The 13,969-nt window shown below is 64.1% G+C and carries 12 protein-coding genes; 2 read left to right on the forward strand and 10 right to left on the reverse strand.

What is annotated here, in order from left to right; translation table 11 throughout:
- Window positions 1-13: 13 nt before the first annotated feature.
- Both ACQ4W6_RS00540 and ACQ4W6_RS00545 read right to left on the reverse strand, forming a co-directional pair.
- Window positions 14-844, reverse strand: coding sequence for a class I SAM-dependent methyltransferase (locus tag ACQ4W6_RS00540; RefSeq protein ID WP_436565463.1), 831 nt, complete (start codon window positions 842-844; stop codon window positions 14-16).
- Window positions 845-931: 87 nt separating this feature from the next.
- On the reverse strand, window positions 932-1,591 hold the full coding sequence (locus ACQ4W6_RS00545; RefSeq protein ID WP_436565252.1) for a pyridoxamine 5'-phosphate oxidase family protein: 660 nt from the start codon (window positions 1,589-1,591) through the stop codon (window positions 932-934).
- 109 nt (window positions 1,592-1,700) lie between these two features.
- On the opposite strand from ACQ4W6_RS00545, the gene pdxR reads away from it, so the two are divergent.
- Window positions 1,701-3,173, forward strand: coding sequence for a MocR-like pyridoxine biosynthesis transcription factor PdxR (gene pdxR / locus ACQ4W6_RS00550; RefSeq protein WP_436565253.1), 1,473 nt, complete (start codon window positions 1,701-1,703; stop codon window positions 3,171-3,173).
- Window positions 3,174-3,183: 10 nt separating this feature from the next.
- Here pdxR and ACQ4W6_RS00555 read toward each other — a convergent pair whose 3' ends face one another.
- From ACQ4W6_RS00555 to ACQ4W6_RS00590, 8 genes are all read right to left on the reverse strand, one after another.
- A complete protein-coding gene (locus tag ACQ4W6_RS00555; protein WP_436565254.1) occupies window positions 3,184-3,963 on the reverse strand; it encodes a spermine/spermidine synthase domain-containing protein in 780 nt (259 codons plus the stop codon).
- A gap of 58 nt (window positions 3,964-4,021) precedes the next feature.
- A complete protein-coding gene (locus tag ACQ4W6_RS00560) occupies window positions 4,022-4,546 on the reverse strand; it encodes an FxDxF family PEP-CTERM protein (protein WP_436565255.1) in 525 nt (174 codons plus the stop codon).
- A gap of 237 nt (window positions 4,547-4,783) precedes the next feature.
- Window positions 4,784-6,139, reverse strand: coding sequence for a sensor histidine kinase (locus ACQ4W6_RS00565; protein WP_436565256.1), 1,356 nt, complete (start codon window positions 6,137-6,139; stop codon window positions 4,784-4,786).
- Complete coding sequence (locus ACQ4W6_RS00570; RefSeq protein ID WP_436565257.1) at window positions 6,139-7,485, reverse strand: sigma-54-dependent transcriptional regulator; 1,347 nt, start codon at window positions 7,483-7,485, stop codon at window positions 6,139-6,141. Before ACQ4W6_RS00570 ends, ACQ4W6_RS00565 begins: the two co-directional genes overlap by 1 nt.
- Window positions 7,486-7,531: 46 nt before the next feature.
- Complete coding sequence (locus ACQ4W6_RS00575; protein WP_436565258.1) at window positions 7,532-8,767, reverse strand: ABC transporter permease; 1,236 nt, start codon at window positions 8,765-8,767, stop codon at window positions 7,532-7,534.
- Between the two features lie 30 nt (window positions 8,768-8,797).
- Entirely contained in the window at window positions 8,798-10,108 is a 1,311-nt protein-coding gene (locus ACQ4W6_RS00580) for an ABC transporter permease (RefSeq protein WP_436565259.1), read from the reverse strand.
- Between the two features lie 9 nt (window positions 10,109-10,117).
- Window positions 10,118-10,846: an ABC transporter ATP-binding protein gene (locus ACQ4W6_RS00585; RefSeq protein ID WP_436565260.1), complete on the reverse strand. Its 729-nt coding sequence runs from the start codon at window positions 10,844-10,846 to the stop codon at window positions 10,118-10,120.
- Window positions 10,847-10,881: 35 nt separating this feature from the next.
- On the reverse strand, window positions 10,882-12,150 hold the full coding sequence (locus ACQ4W6_RS00590) for an efflux RND transporter periplasmic adaptor subunit (protein WP_436565261.1): 1,269 nt from the start codon (window positions 12,148-12,150) through the stop codon (window positions 10,882-10,884).
- Window positions 12,151-12,371: 221 nt separating this feature from the next.
- On the opposite strand from ACQ4W6_RS00590, the gene ACQ4W6_RS00595 reads away from it, so the two are divergent.
- Window positions 12,372-13,964 carry a MutS-related protein gene (locus ACQ4W6_RS00595; RefSeq protein ID WP_436565262.1) on the forward strand — a complete coding sequence of 531 codons (1,593 nt, stop codon included), beginning with the start codon at window positions 12,372-12,374 and terminating at the stop codon, window positions 13,962-13,964.
- The last annotated feature ends 5 nt before the right edge of the window (window positions 13,965-13,969 follow it).

The raw sequence follows: 13,969 nt of genomic DNA on the forward strand, positions 1-13,969 counted from the left end.
GGCCTTTTTTCCCTTATGGCTTGACGAACTTCAGGGTCATGCGGTCGCTCTCGCCGATGGCCGTGTATTTGGCACGCTCCACGTCCTTGTTGGCGTAGGTTGGCGGCAATGCCCAGACGCCGCCCTGGTGGTCGGCCGTATCCTTGGCATTGGCGTTGATTTCCGACCTTGCCACCAGCTTGAAGCCCGCGTTTTCGGCCAGCTTGATCACATATGCTTCGTGCATGTAGCCGCTGTTGGCAGTGGCGTCCTGCACCTTGTTTGCTGGCAGACGGTGCTCGACGACACCGAATATGCCACCCGGTTTCAGGCTGTCATACACTTGCTTGAAGAGGTTTTGCATGCCTTCTTCGCCGATCGGTATCCAGTTGTGGATATTGCGGAAGGTGAGCACCATGTCGGCCGTGCCCTTGGGGGCGATGCGGTAGGTGGTGGGCGGCGCGAAGGCGCCGATTTCCACCTTGCTGAAGGCGTTTGGCTTGGCGTCGAGCTTTTGCTGGAAGCGCGCGGCACCACGGCGCGCGCCTTCGCTGGCCGACTGTGGGTCATTTCCAGCGGCGATCAGCTTGCCGTGCTCGCGCAAGTAGGGCGCCAGGATCTCCGTGTACCAGCCGCCGCCGGGTGCCAGTTCCACTACCGTCATGCCGGGCTGGATGCCGAAGAAAGTCAGCGTTTCATAGGGATGGCGTGCGCTGTCGCGTGCCACGTTGGCCGGGGTGCGCGCGTCGCCGGCAATCGCCGTCTTCAGGGCTGCATCGGCCGTGTCGGCGGCCAGTGCCGCGCCGCTGCCGCCGCAGGCCAGCATTGCCGTCAGGGCCACAGCCAGGGATACTCGCTTCGTCATCATCTGCTCCATTCATGAGTGGGTCGATTGGTGCGCAGCTCTTTTCCGCGCCATCAACGCCGATCATCGGGCAAGCACGCTGGCGGGTCAAGCGGATTCAGTACGCCATGCGGCCGCGTAAACAGGCATCTCGCTGGTATTCAGCGCATCGGCAATGGCCGGGCTATGGCCGTGGGTAAAGGGCAGTTCGCCTGTCCAGACGACATGCGCCATGTCACCGGCATCGTCCAGTGGTCCGCCTGTACGCTGCTTGACGGCGCATTCGTCGAGTGCGATGCGCAGCACCGTCGTGGCGGCGTATTCCTTGGCGCTGCCGCCGCGTACCAGGGCCCGGCGTCCCGGCGCCAGTTTCTCCATCAGCGCGTCCATCGCCGCATGCTGCTGGCCGATGTCGGCCACCTTTTCAAACTGGCCATAGATCATCGCCGAGCGGTAGTTCATGGTGTGGTTGAAGGCGGAGCGCGCCAATACCAGGCCGTCGAGATGGGTGATCGTCACGCAGACATCGGTGTCGTGCAAGAGCTGCTTGAGCATGCGGCTGCCGTTCGAACCATGGATGTACAGGTGGCCGTCGATGCGCCAGCAGGCGGTCGGGATGCAGTGGCTGCCCTTGTCATCCTGGAAGGCGATATGACACAGGTAGGCGGCATCGACGATGGCGTACAAAGTGCTTGGCGCGTGATTGGCCAGTTCGGCGACGCGGCGCACGCGGGTACGGGGGCTGGGGGGGAGGGAGGCTGCGGTCATGGCGGGAGTCCTGTCGGTTGAAGAAGCAAGTGGCACTATAATCGTTGTCTGGCTCTGAAAAAAGATCCAGTAACGAGGAATAATTTAGAGCCACAATTGAGGAGCGCGCATGGATTATGCTTTGCTGTTGAGCGTATTTGAGCGCACGCACCGCGAGCGGGGCTGGCCGCGCCAGCGCCTGCTGCATGAATGCCTGCGCGCGGCCATCCGCGGCGGGCAGCTGGCTCCTGGCACGCGGCTGGCCGCCACGCGCGTGCTGGCCGCTGAACTGGGACTGGCGCGCAATACGGTGCTGTACGCCTACGAGCAACTGGCCAGCGAAGGCTTCGTGCTGCCGGACCGGCGCGGTACGCTGGTCGCTGGCAGCGCCGGCGTGCAGGTGACGCCGCCTGCGGCCGACGGCAAGGATGGCTTGTCGCGCCGTGCCAGGCATTTGCGCGGCGTGTCGGGGCAGGATGTGAATGCAGCGGTGGTATTTCCCGCCGACGCGATGGGAGCGTTCGCGCCTGGCGTGCCGGCGCTCGACGAATTTCCTCTGGCGCAGTGGCGGCGCATGCTGGACCGCGCCTGGCGCGCGCTGACACCGCGCCAGCTCAATTATGGCGATCCGGCCGGCGAGCCGCAGCTGCGCATGGCCATTGCCGACCATTTGCGCGCCGCGCGTGGCGTCGTTTGCGATGCAGGCCAGGTATTCATCACCGATGGCACACAGAGTAGCCTCGATGTATGCCTGCGCGCCTTTGCCGACCAGGGCGACACCCTGTGGATCGAGCATCCCGGGTATGGCGGCGCGCTGGCGGCGGGCCGTGGCGCCGGCTTGCAGGTGGCTGGCATTGCAGTTGACATGGATGGCATCGCGCCGACGGAAGACGATTGGAACGCGGCGCCGCCGCGCCTGATCTACACCACGCCATCGCACCAGTATCCAACGGGGAGCGTGCTCAGTCCCGCGCGCCGCATGGCGCTGCTCGACCGCGCCCGTGCTGCGAACGCCCTGATCATCGAAGACGATTACGACAGTGAATTTCGCCATGGCGGCCCGCCCCTGGCCGCCATGCAAGGGCTGGTGGCGGACGCGCCCGTGGTGTACCTGGGCACGTTCAGCAAGACCATGTTTCCCGCCTTGCGCATCGCCTTTATCGTGGTGCCAGCCGCGCTGGCCGGGGCTTTCGCGCAGATGCAGGCGCAGGGCGCTGCGCGGGGGCGGGTGGCCGAGCAGCTGGCGTTGGCCGAGTTCCTGCGCAGCGGCCTGTTTGCGCGCCATGTGCGGCGCATGCGCCGCCTGTACCGCCAGCGCCGCGATGCCTTGAGCGAGGCATTGCAGCGCCATGCGTGTGCGGGTGCATCCATCCATGGCGGCTCGGCCGGCATGCACCTGGCGCTGCGTTTTTACGATGCACGGTGGGATGATCTTGCGCTGAGCCGGCGTGCCGCGCAGGACGGCATCGTGGCACTGGCGCTGTCCGCCCATGGCACGGAAGAGGGGGCAGGCTGGAACGGTTTTTTGCTCGGTTATGCGCAGGTGCCGGCCGAGAACATGGATGGCCTGGCGCGCCGCCTGGGCGCGCTGCTGCCGGCGTGATGCGGGAGTGTTATTGCTGGTCCAGCATCCACTGCTTCAAGCCGTTGACCCAGTTCTTGGCGGGCAGGTTGAACTGCTTCTTGATGGCAGCGGCGCGCTCGTACAACTCGCTGAAATCGAGTGATGGCGATTTTTTGAATGCCAGTACGACGATATTTTCATCTTCCAGTTCCGGCACCCAGACGACGGCGTCGAAGACCAGTTCCATCGCCTGCAGGTTCTTGTCGTAGTTGGGGAAGTCGCCGAAGACATTCGTACACAGGATGCCGTCGTCCGTCAGGCAGTCAAAGCAGGCCTGGTAGAACTCGGGCGTGTCGAGCACGGGGCCGCGCGCCTCTTCGTCGTACAGGTCCACTTGCAGCACGTCGACGCTGCCGTGGTTGGCCGGATCGAGCACGAAGTCGAGCGCATTCATTTCGCGCACATCGAGGTGCGCGTCGTTCGGCGGCAGCGCGAACTGGGCGCCGCAAATGGCGATCACATTCGGATTGAGTTCGATGGCCGTGACCTGCGCGTCGGGGAAGCGGCGGTAGCAAAATTTAGTCAGTGCGGCGCTGCCCAGGCCCAGTTGCACGATGCGTTTGGGCTGCGTCTTGAATAGCATCCACATCATCATCATCTGCACGTATTCGAGTTCGATGGTGTCGGCTTTGTCCAGGCGCATGGCGCCCTGTACCCACTTGGTCCCCAGGTGCATATAGCGGATGCCGCGGTGTTCGGTGGTGGTGGCCGGCGGGTGGCCAGGATGGCTGAAAGCGGTATTGCTGGTGGCGGTAAAGTCGGTCGTCATGGCGCCAGTGTAGCAGGGGCATAAAAAAAGACGCCGTAGCGTCTTTGGGGAGGGGGAATCAAGACTGCTTGCGGCGCCGGGCCATGAAGCCCAGTATACCCAGGCCGGCCAGCAGCATGGCATAGGTTTCCGGTTCAGGAACTGGAGCCAGGTTCAGGTTGAAGGCGCCGCCATAGCTGCCGCCATTGCTAATGCCGGACACGGTCAGCGTCAGTGGGCCATTGAAGAGCAGGCTGGTTGGTGCCAGCACTTGGCCCTGGGCATAGCCGAAGACGGTGGCGCCGCCAAAGCCGGTCAGGGAGATGCTGTTCAGGTTGGCGCTGGTGAAGTTGATGGAGGCGGGATCGCTGCCCGTGACCGACAGATTGGCCAGGAAGGCTTGCGCGGTCGAACCGAAGGTCGCATTGGGGGTGAAGGTGAAAACATCCGTAAAGGCGCCGATCGGGGTCGGCGTGGCATTGAAGCCGCCCGTCCATAGATTGCCTACGGTATTTGTCAGATTGATGGTATACGCCGCAGCATAAGCGCTGCCGATGGATGCAGCACCCAGTACCGCTGCTGCGATGAGTGATTTCAGTTTCATATTTATCCCCGAGAAAAAACGATTGATGTTTCAGAAAAACCGTACCGCTCGGGTAAATTACCGTCATGACATTCTATTGTCAATCAGCTATTTTTATATCATTATGCAAACTTAGATAGCTTATTGCTAACGCAGGGGCATGCGTGGCATTTAATTGTAAAATTAAACACACAAATTGTTGATATTGCACGAAAAATAATTTCATATTTTGCGATCTGAAAATCGTTGCACAAGGATCTAGTTTCTGTCCAGCAAGGGGAGAATCAGCGTAACCGTCAGTCCGCCGCCCTCGCGATTGGCCAGGGTGATGCGTCCGCCATGCGCTTCGGCAATTTCACGTGCCAGCGCCAAGCCCAGTCCCGTGCCGCTGCGCTTGGTGGAGTAGAACGGCACCAGCGCGTTTTCCAGCACGGCGCCGCTCATGCCCGGCCCGCGGTCGCGCACCTCGATGCGCAGCTGGCCTAGCGCCTGGCTCACGTGCAGGCCGATTTGCTCTTCCATCGATCCCGATTCCAGCGCATTTTTGAGCAGATTTAGCAGCGCCTGCTGCATTTGCGCCGTGTCGAACACGGCCGCCTGCGTCGGCGGCGGGCAGTCGAGCGTGAAGGCCGCTTGCGAGGCCAGGCTGTCGAGGAAGGGTTGCCATTCGCAGGGGGCCAGGCGCGGCGTGGGCAGCTTGGCAAAGCGGGCGTAGCCAAGAATGAAAGTCTCCAGGTGGCGCGTGCGTTCCTCGATGGTGGCGAGGATTTGCGGCAGGCGTTCGGTTTGTCCGCGGCGCACCAGTTCGGCACCCGAATGGGCCAGCGAGGCCAGCGGCGCCAGTGAGTTGTTCAGCTCATGGCTGATGACGCGGATGACCTTTTTCCAGGTCTGCACTTCCTGGCGTCGCAGTTCCAGGGTCAGCTGGCGCAGCAGCAGCAGTTCATGTGTGCGTCCGTTCAGGCTGAAGCTGCGCCGCGCCAGGTGATACACCTCCTCCTGTTCCCCGTCGCCACTGGTAAACAGGCCATCACTGGCACGCGCCAGTGCTTCGGCCAGAGCCGGCGCCGCCTGCTGCACGATGTCGGCCAGGTGGTGCCCTTCCAACCGGCGTCCCTGGTGCAGCAACTGGCGCGCGGCCAGGTTGGCGTAAACAATGGCGCTGCCCTCGGCCACCAGCAGCATGGCAACCGGCGTGTTTTGCACCATGGTGTCGAGCAGCAGCTCGCGCTGCACCAGATCCAGGCGCTGCTTGCGCAGCACGTCGCCGAGCGCATTGTGGGCCGCCACCAGGTCGGCCAGTTCATCGTTTTGTGGCCAGCGCAGGCTGAAGGCGAAGTCGCCGTCCTGGTAGCTGGCGACCGTACCGCTCAAGGCGCGAAACAGCGACAGCATCGCTTGCAGCTGCGCGCGGATGGTGATGATGGCAATCGGCAGGATGCACAGCAGGGACAGGCCCAGCACCAGCCACGGCTGGCCGGGCAGGAAGTGTGCGAGCAGCAGGGCGATGCCCATGCCCAGCACCAGCAAGGTGACGATCAGCGCCGTCCAGCGCGTGAGCAGCGAAAGGCGCAGGTCATTCGGGCGCAGCGGCAGGTGTTTGGTGGGGGGCATCAGGCGCGCGCGATGCCCAGGCGCTCCATGCGCCGGTACAGTGCCTGGCGCGACAGGCCCAGTTCCTGCGCCGCCTGCGCTACCACGCCGTGCGCGCGGGCCAGGGCGGCGGCGACGCTGTCGCGGTCCGGTTCCGTGGCCACCGCATCCTGCGGCGCGCGTGGCATGGCCGCCAGTGGCAAGCCCAGTTCCTGCGCATGGATCAGGGAACCTGCCGTCAGCAGGCTGGCGCGCTGCATGACGTTTTTCAGTTCTCGTACATTGCCAGGCCAGCCGTGCGCCAACAGGCTGGCTTGCGCCTGCGCATCGAGGCTTTTTTCCGTGCCGAGGAAATGCCGCGCCAGCACCAGGATGTCGGCCGGGCGCTGCACCAGCGGCGGCAGGCGCAGCTCGATCACGTTCAGGCGGTAAAACAGGTCTTCGCGGAAGGTGCCGGCGCGTATCATGGCCGGCAGGTCGGCATTGCTGGCGCTGATGACGCGCACTTTCACTTGCCGCTCGCGGTTCGAGCCGAGGCGCTCGAAGCGGCCCGTTTCCAGCACGCGCAGCAGCTTCATTTGCCCGGCCAGCGGCAAGTTGCCTATCTCGTCGAGAAACAGCGTGCCGCCGTCGGCTGCATCGAACTTGCCGTCGCGCGCGCGCGTGGAACCCGTGTAGGCGCCCGCTTCGGCGCCGAAAAGTTCCGCCTCGATCAGCTCTACCGGCACGGCGCCGCAATTGAGTACCACGAAGGGACCGCTGGACACGTGGGAATTTGCTTGCACGATGGCGGCGATGCGCTCCTTGCCGCTGCCATTTGGCCCGGAAATGAGCACGGGCACATCGGCGCGCGCCACCTGGCAGGCCAGGTGCACGACGCGTTCCGTGGCCGCGTCTTGCCAGACCATGCCGCGCAAGTCGAAATTATTTTCCAGTTCGTGGCGCTGGCGCTGCTCCTGCAGCACGCGCAAGCGCAGGGCGCGGTTGGCCTGGCCCAGTTCCAGCAGGTTTTGCACGCTGGCGATCAGGCGCCGGTCGTCCCATGGCTTGGCCAGATAGTCGGCCGCGCCCGATTTGATCAGGTCGACGGCCGCATCGAGCTGCGTCCAGGCCGTCAGCAAGATGACGGGCAGGTCGGGGTGGCGCGCACGGATGGCGTGAAACAGTGTGCTGCCTTCCTCCCCCGAGGTGGTGTCGGCCGTGAAGTTCATGTCCTGCACCACCAGGTCGATGGGGTGCCGCGCCAGCAGGGCCAGGCCCTCTTCAGGCGAGGCGGCGCGCAACGCGTCGATCTCGTGCAGCGAGAACAGCACGTCGAGCGCGATGGCCACGGCGGCATTGTCGTCAATAATCAGTACGGTAGGCATGCGCGCAGCATAGCATTGTCACGACAGCCAGGGCAGTGGCAAATATTCATGCGCTGCGCGTGGCGGTGGCCGGCGAAATGCTGGCCGCGCGCCAGGCCGGGCCATATACGGCGCCCAGGCCCAACAGCCAGAACACCGCCGCGCCGCCGAACACGTAGTGCAGGGGCAGGCGCGCCATTTCCAGCTGGCTCACCAGCAGCTGGTTCAGCGCCAGGGCCAGCACCACGCCTGCAGCTATTCCCACGCTGGTGATCATGAAATTTTCCGTCAGGAAGTAGCGCAGGATGTCGACGCGCCGCGCGCCCAGGGCACGGCGCACGCCGATCTGCTTGCGCCGCTGCGTGACCCACAGGCTGGCAATGCCGACGATGCCGCTGGCCGTCACCAGCAGCAGCAGGGCCGAGACGGTGATCAGCATCCACGACAGCGCGCGGTCAGCGCGGTAGCGCGTATTGCGGTCTTCGTCGAAACTGCGCAGGCGCACGATCAGCTTGTCCGGCGTGGCTGCGCGGATGGCTTGCTCGGCGTCCTTCATCACGCGGTCGCGCTGCCCCGGCTCGGCACGGATGGTCAGCAGGGTATCGCCGTCGCCCGTCAGGCGCACGGGAAACAGGACCGAATACTCGCCGCTGTCGCCCACTTCCGCGCCCTGACTCTGCAGCCGCTCGACGACGCCAACCACTTGCAATTGCTGCGCGCCTTCGCCTGTGCCCAGAAAGAGGGGCATGCCCAGCGCACTGCCGCCGCCCGGGTGGATTTTCTCGGCCATTGCCCGCGTGACGATGACTTGCGGGGGAAATTCTTCCGTCACGTTTTGGTCGATTTCGGTGATCTCGGCTGGCGTGAAGTCGCGCCCCTCCAGCAGGTTCAGGCCCCAGGTCTTGACCAGGGAGTCGGGCGTGATATACACGGCGGCAATGGCGGAGCTGTTTACCTGCTTGCGGCTGGCGGCGAAGCCGCTGTTGCTGCCATTGCGCGACAGGGGTACCTGGCTTACCTGCGCCACCGAGACCACGCCCGGCACGGCGCGCACAGCGGCGGCCAGGCGTTTTTGCAGGGCCAGTTCTTCGTTGTGGCCCTGCTGGCGCAAGTTGCGCGCCAGCAGGTGGAAGACGTCGCTCTCTGCCACCACGCCGCTGGGTCGCGCCGCCACTTCCTGGCGCACGTTGACGATATGCAGGGCATTGGCCAGGATGGCCAGGCTCAGGGCTACCTGCACGGCAACCAGGATGGCGCCGGTTTTGCTGCGCATCAGCGCAGACAGGATGGGTCGGATTTCCATGCTAGTCCTATTCGTGTGCGGTGGGTGCGGTCATTGGGATTTGAGCTGGATGGCCGGCGTCACCTGGCAGGCGCGCCAAGTCGGCAGCAGGCCGGCGAGGATGGTCGCGGCCACCGAAATGACGAAGGTCATGGCCAGCATCACCCAGTCCATGTGCGCCGCGACGGTCAGCTGCTTCGACTGCATGCCGATCAGTGCCAGCGCGCCGAAGGCCAGCAGCAGACCGAGCACGCCGCCGGCCAGGCCGATGACGGTGGTCTCGACGAGGAACTGGCGGAAGATATCGCTGCGTGAGGCACCCAGTGCGCGGCGGATGCCCACTTCGGCGGCGCGCACCGAGAACTTGGCCAGCAGCAGGCCGATGGTATTGACCAGGCACAGGGCCAGAAAGCCGAAGGCCAGCCAGGCTGACAGCTTGCTGTCGTTGCCCACCACGTGCAAGTGCTCCATCCATTCATCGATGCTGAACAGCTTGTTGGGGGCATTGCGTTTCAGGCGGCCCAGCTTGCGCTGCTCTTGCGCATAGCTGTCGAGGTAATTTTGCAATTCGTCGCGCTGGCCGTCGTTGGCCATCTCGAACCAGAACTGCATCCACGTGCATTCCGAATCAAGCGTGCCCTGGTAGCCCGGCTCGCGGTTGCCGCTGCAGTTCATGCTGCCGTTATGGCTGGTCTGGTGGCGGATCGCGCTGGTAAACGGGATGAAGTAGCTGTCTTCGCTGCCGAAGGCGCCACTGCCGATGATGCGGTGGATGCGCGGTACGGGTTCCCATTTATCGAGCACGCCCGTGATCTGGTACTGGAAACCCATGAGTGTCATGCGCTGACCCACAGGATTGCTGTCGCCGTAGAGTTTTTCAGCCAGCTTGCGCGACAGGACAATGACGTCGGCGCCGGCCGCATCGTCTGCCGCGCTCCATGGCTGGCCATAGCGGAACGGCGTCTCGAACATGGGAAAGAAGTCGCGGTAGGCGGCCAGTCCTTGCGACGTGAAGGCGCCGATGTCCTTGCGCAGTGGCTCGATGGCGCCGCCCACGCCGAACATGACGCTACGCCGTTCACCCAGTTTGCTGTTCTGGAAATTGACGGCGTCGCGGTAGCTCAGCTGGCTGTCGCCCGACTTGTTACCCGGTGTATAGCCGGAGAGGGAGCCGTTGTCGACCAGCGGCACAAACATGCGGCCATTCTTGTGCGGCAGGGGATTGCCCGACATGACGTGCAGAATGGTCAGGGTGGCAATGCTGGCGGCCACGCCGATCGCCAGGGTCAGCACCATCAGTGCCGTCAGGGCAGGGTTGCGGCGCAGGCTGCGCAGGCCAAGCAGAAAGTAGTACTGGAACATGGGCGATCCTCAGACAGTGGCGGCGTTGCTGCCGGCCTTGGCCGGGCTGCTGGCCAGCGATGGTCCCTTGTGCACCAGGTCGGACACCTGACCGTCGATGATGTGCACGTTGCGCTGCGAGCGTAGCGCCAGTTCGGGATCATGCGTGACCATCAGGATGGTGGTGCCTTGTGCGTTGATGTCTTCCAGCAGCTCCATCACGCCGCGTGCCATCTGCGTATCGAGGTTGCCCGTCGGTTCATCGGCCAGCAGCAGTTTCGGCGAACCGGCCAGCGCGCGCGCGATCGCCACGCGCTGCTGCTGCCCACCCGACAGTTCGGCCGGATAGTGCTTCATGCGCGAGGCCAGGCCTACCTTGGCCAGCGCATCTTCGATGCGTTCGCGCCGTTCGGCGCTGTTGAAGCCCCGGTAGCGCAGCGGCACGTCGACATTGTCGAACAGCGACAGGTCGGGGATCAGGTTGAAACCCTGGAAAATGAAGCCAAGTTTCTCGTTGCGCAGGCGCGAGCGGGCATTGTCGTTCATGCCCTTCACGTTGACGCCGTCGAGGATGTATTCTCCGTCGGTGAATTCCTCGAGCAGGCCGGCGATGTTCAAGAAGCTCGTTTTGCCGGAGCCGGACGGCCCTGTGACGGTGACGAATTCGCCTTGTTTGACGTGGATCTCGAAGCCGCGCAACGCGTGTGTTTCGATCATGTGGGTGCGGTAGACTTTGCTCAGGTTTTGCATGCGCAGCATGGCGTGCCTCTTTATCTAAATGGAGTGGATGCAGCTTATTGATTGATGGAGACGCGGGCCGCGTTCTCGAATGCTTCCGTGCCGGCGACGACCACCTTGTCGCCCAGTTTCAGGCCATCGAGGATTTCCACGGACGAGACACTGGTGGCGCCCATCCTGATGGGAGTGCGGATGGCCACGCCATCGCGCACGACGTAGGCAAAGCGGCCGCCTTCGGCCTCGACGAAGGGGCCGCGTGCCAGCATCAGCACATTCGGTTTTTCATCGATCAGCAGACGCGCCGTGACGCGCTGGTTCTGGCGCAGGCCGGCCGGCTGTTCGCCGTTGAAGCGCACGCGCGCCAGCACCTGGTTCTTGACTACTTCGGGCGACAGCGCCGACAGCTTGCCGCTGGCCTTGATGGCGCCCGTTTCGATCTCGGCGCTCATGCCCAGGCCAATATCGGCCACATACGTTTCCGGTACTTCCAGCTCCACTTCCAGCTGCGACAGGTCGACCAGCGTCATCAGGGCCGTATTGGCTTGCACCACGCTGCGGTTGGCCACCGACAGAGTGCCGATGAAACCATTCACGGGCGCACGCACGGTCAGTTCATCGACCCGGCGCTGGGCGTTGTCTCGGACGAGGCGCTGGCGTTCAAGTTCATTGACCTTGGTCTTCATTGCCAGGATCACGTCTTCGCTTTCCAGGCCTGCCGCCTGCGAGGCGTGCTTGCTACGGATCTCGGCCGAGTTCAGCGCATCCTTGGCCTTCTGGTAATCGATCTTGGCGATAATGCCCACTTGCGCCACGCTTTCGTAGCGTTCCAGCGTGCGCTGCGCGGACAGGCGCTCGATTTCCGCTGTATCGGCTTCGCGCCGTGCCAGCAGCTTCTGCTTCTTGGCCAGGATCTGCTGGCGCGCCACTTCCGCTTCCAGCTGCTGCACGCTCGACTGCTCGCGTTTCAATGCGTCGGACAGGTCGGGCGATTCCAGCACGGCGAGGATGTCGCCTTTTTTCACCGTGTCGCCCGCCTTGGTCTTCAGCGTCACCGTGGCTACGGTGGTTGAATACAGGGTCGGGCTGATGGCGGCCACCACGCGGCCATTCACGGCGGCGTCGCGGATCAGGGTGCCGCGCGTGACGTCGGCGATGCGCAGGCGGCTGGCATTGACGGAGTGCTCGCTGTTGCGCCAGCCGGCGAAGACGGCGATGGCGGCGCCGATGACGATGGCGGCGCCCACCAGTAGCAGGGCGCGCTTCTTGTGGCGCTGGCCGGGCGGGGCTGCCAGTACGGCGTCTTGGGAGGAAGTATCGCGGATCATGGTGGACGTTTCGTTGGAGACGGTTTCCTTTATGCACGATCCATGCCAGTTTTAGAGCATTGATTTTAAAGGGAAAAATGCGGGTGTCCGGCTGTCCGCCCTGTCCGGGCTGTCCAGCTTTGTCCGCTTTGAATATTTTTCTTGATAATTTGGTAAGTGGCCTGATCTGTGTCGGGCTGTGACGGCGCGCCGCGCCATGCCGGCTATTACCATGGAGCGTGATGAATCCCTTGTCCCAACAGCGTCCTCTATTTTCCCAGGTGGCGGTCTGGCTGCGCCAGTTCGCCAGCCTGCCCGAACCTGTAGAGCTTGATTATCCGTTTGCCCACAGCGATATCGCCATGCTGCAGCAACTGGAGGGCACCCCGGCCCTGATCGATCGCCAGACCTGGGATGAGATGCTGCTGGAGCCTTACAGCGCGCAACTGGCGCAGCAGACCAGCATCTTTGGCCAGCAGCGCTTGCACCAGCGCCTGGCCAGCGGTACGGCCGGCGCGGCCTCGCGCGAGCGCGTCGCCGCCTTGCTCGGGGCGCCGGCGCAGCAGCAATTGCTGGAGCAGGCGATGCAGCCCCTGCGCGCGGCGGACATGGAAGTGAGCGCGCCCCTGTTTGGCGCGCCGCAGTCGGCGCCGCCTTGGTGGGCCCGTTGGCTGGCGCTGCCCGTGCTGTTGCTGGCTGTGTCGCTGCTGGCCGCCTGCCTGTTCGCACCGCTGGCATGGGGCGCCGTGGTGGTGATGTGGGCGGCGCTGATCGCGCTGCAAGTGCATTTTTATGAGCGCAGCAAGCTGTGGCAGCGCAGCGTGCACACCTTGCAGCAGATGCTGCGGGTGCATGGCCGCCTGGGCGCGCTCGATTCGCCCTTCACGCAGGCCTTGCGGGAAGGGCATCGGGCATCGGACATCATTAACCGCCAGCTCACGCCGGTCCGCTGGATCAAGATGATTCCGCTGCTGAGCGAGTATGAAGACTGGCTGATGCTGGCCAATGTGCGGCGCTATTTCCACAGCCTGCAGGTGGTGCGGCGCGAGCGTGACTTCCTGCGCCAGAGTTTTATGCTGCTGGCGGATCTGGAAGCGGACCTGGCGCTGGCGCGCCATCTGCGCAGCCGCGCGCAATTCTGCTGGGCGCAGAGCGCGCCCGCGCGGCAATTGTCGCTCGACGCCATGGTGCATCCGCTGCTCGACGGTGCCGTGCCGCTGTCCTTGCAGCTCGATGGCCGCGGCGCCTTCATCTCGGGCCAGAACGCGATCGGCAAGAGCACCTTGCTGCGCGGCGTGGGACTCAATCTGATCAGCGCGCGCGCCTTCGGTTTTTGCTATGCCCGGGCTGCCACAGTGCCGCTGTTGCCCCTGTATTCGAGCATGCAGAATGAAGACTCGCTGGACGGCGGCGAGAGTCTGTACATCGCCGAGTTACGGCGCGCGCAGGAATTGCTGGCGCTGGACGAGAACGAGGCGCCGGCGCTGTTCCTGATCGACGAAATTTTTCGCGGCACGAATCACCTGGAATCGGTGGCGGCGGCCGCCGCAGTGCTGCATACGCTGGCGGCGCGCCATCTGGTGATCGTCTCGTCGCACAACCTGGTGCTGGGGCCGCTGCTGGAAGACTGCCTGGCGCCCTGGTGCGTGCGCCGCGACGAAGATGGCGCGCTGCTGCTGGCGCCCGGTGTGCTGCAAGCCACCAACGGCATCGCCCTGCTGGCGCAGCGGGGTTTTGGTCCCGCCATCGAAGACAAGGCGGGGCGCGTGTTCGACTGGCTCAGCACGCACATGGCGCAGCCGGCCAATTGCGCGGGCGTGCTGGAACGTGCCTGATGAAG

It is taken from the genome of Janthinobacterium woesei, assembly GCF_051380875.1.
Lineage (GTDB): Bacteria > Pseudomonadota > Gammaproteobacteria > Burkholderiales > Burkholderiaceae_D > Janthinobacterium.

What these genes read in the sequence shown, in the direction of transcription:
- ACQ4W6_RS00540 (WP_436565463.1), bottom strand. Translation starts at nt 844, where the DNA reads ATGACGAAGCGAGTATCCCTGGCTGTGGCCCTGACGGCAATGCTGGCC.
- ACQ4W6_RS00545 (WP_436565252.1), bottom strand. Translation starts at nt 1,591, where the DNA reads ATGACCGCAGCCTCCCTCCCCCCCAGCCCCCGTACCCGCGTGCGCCGC.
- pdxR (WP_436565253.1), top strand. Translation starts at nt 1,701, where the DNA reads ATGGATTATGCTTTGCTGTTGAGCGTATTTGAGCGCACGCACCGCGAG.
- ACQ4W6_RS00555 (WP_436565254.1), bottom strand. Translation starts at nt 3,963, where the DNA reads ATGACGACCGACTTTACCGCCACCAGCAATACCGCTTTCAGCCATCCT.
- ACQ4W6_RS00560 (WP_436565255.1), bottom strand. Translation starts at nt 4,546, where the DNA reads ATGAAACTGAAATCACTCATCGCAGCAGCGGTACTGGGTGCTGCATCC.
- ACQ4W6_RS00565 (WP_436565256.1), bottom strand. Translation starts at nt 6,139, where the DNA reads ATGCCCCCCACCAAACACCTGCCGCTGCGCCCGAATGACCTGCGCCTT.
- ACQ4W6_RS00570 (WP_436565257.1), bottom strand. Translation starts at nt 7,485, where the DNA reads ATGCCTACCGTACTGATTATTGACGACAATGCCGCCGTGGCCATCGCG.
- ACQ4W6_RS00575 (WP_436565258.1), bottom strand. Translation starts at nt 8,767, where the DNA reads ATGGAAATCCGACCCATCCTGTCTGCGCTGATGCGCAGCAAAACCGGC.
- ACQ4W6_RS00580 (WP_436565259.1), bottom strand. Translation starts at nt 10,108, where the DNA reads ATGTTCCAGTACTACTTTCTGCTTGGCCTGCGCAGCCTGCGCCGCAAC.
- ACQ4W6_RS00585 (WP_436565260.1), bottom strand. Translation starts at nt 10,846, where the DNA reads ATGCTGCGCATGCAAAACCTGAGCAAAGTCTACCGCACCCACATGATC.
- ACQ4W6_RS00590 (WP_436565261.1), bottom strand. Translation starts at nt 12,150, where the DNA reads ATGATCCGCGATACTTCCTCCCAAGACGCCGTACTGGCAGCCCCGCCC.
- ACQ4W6_RS00595 (WP_436565262.1), top strand. Translation starts at nt 12,372, where the DNA reads ATGAATCCCTTGTCCCAACAGCGTCCTCTATTTTCCCAGGTGGCGGTC.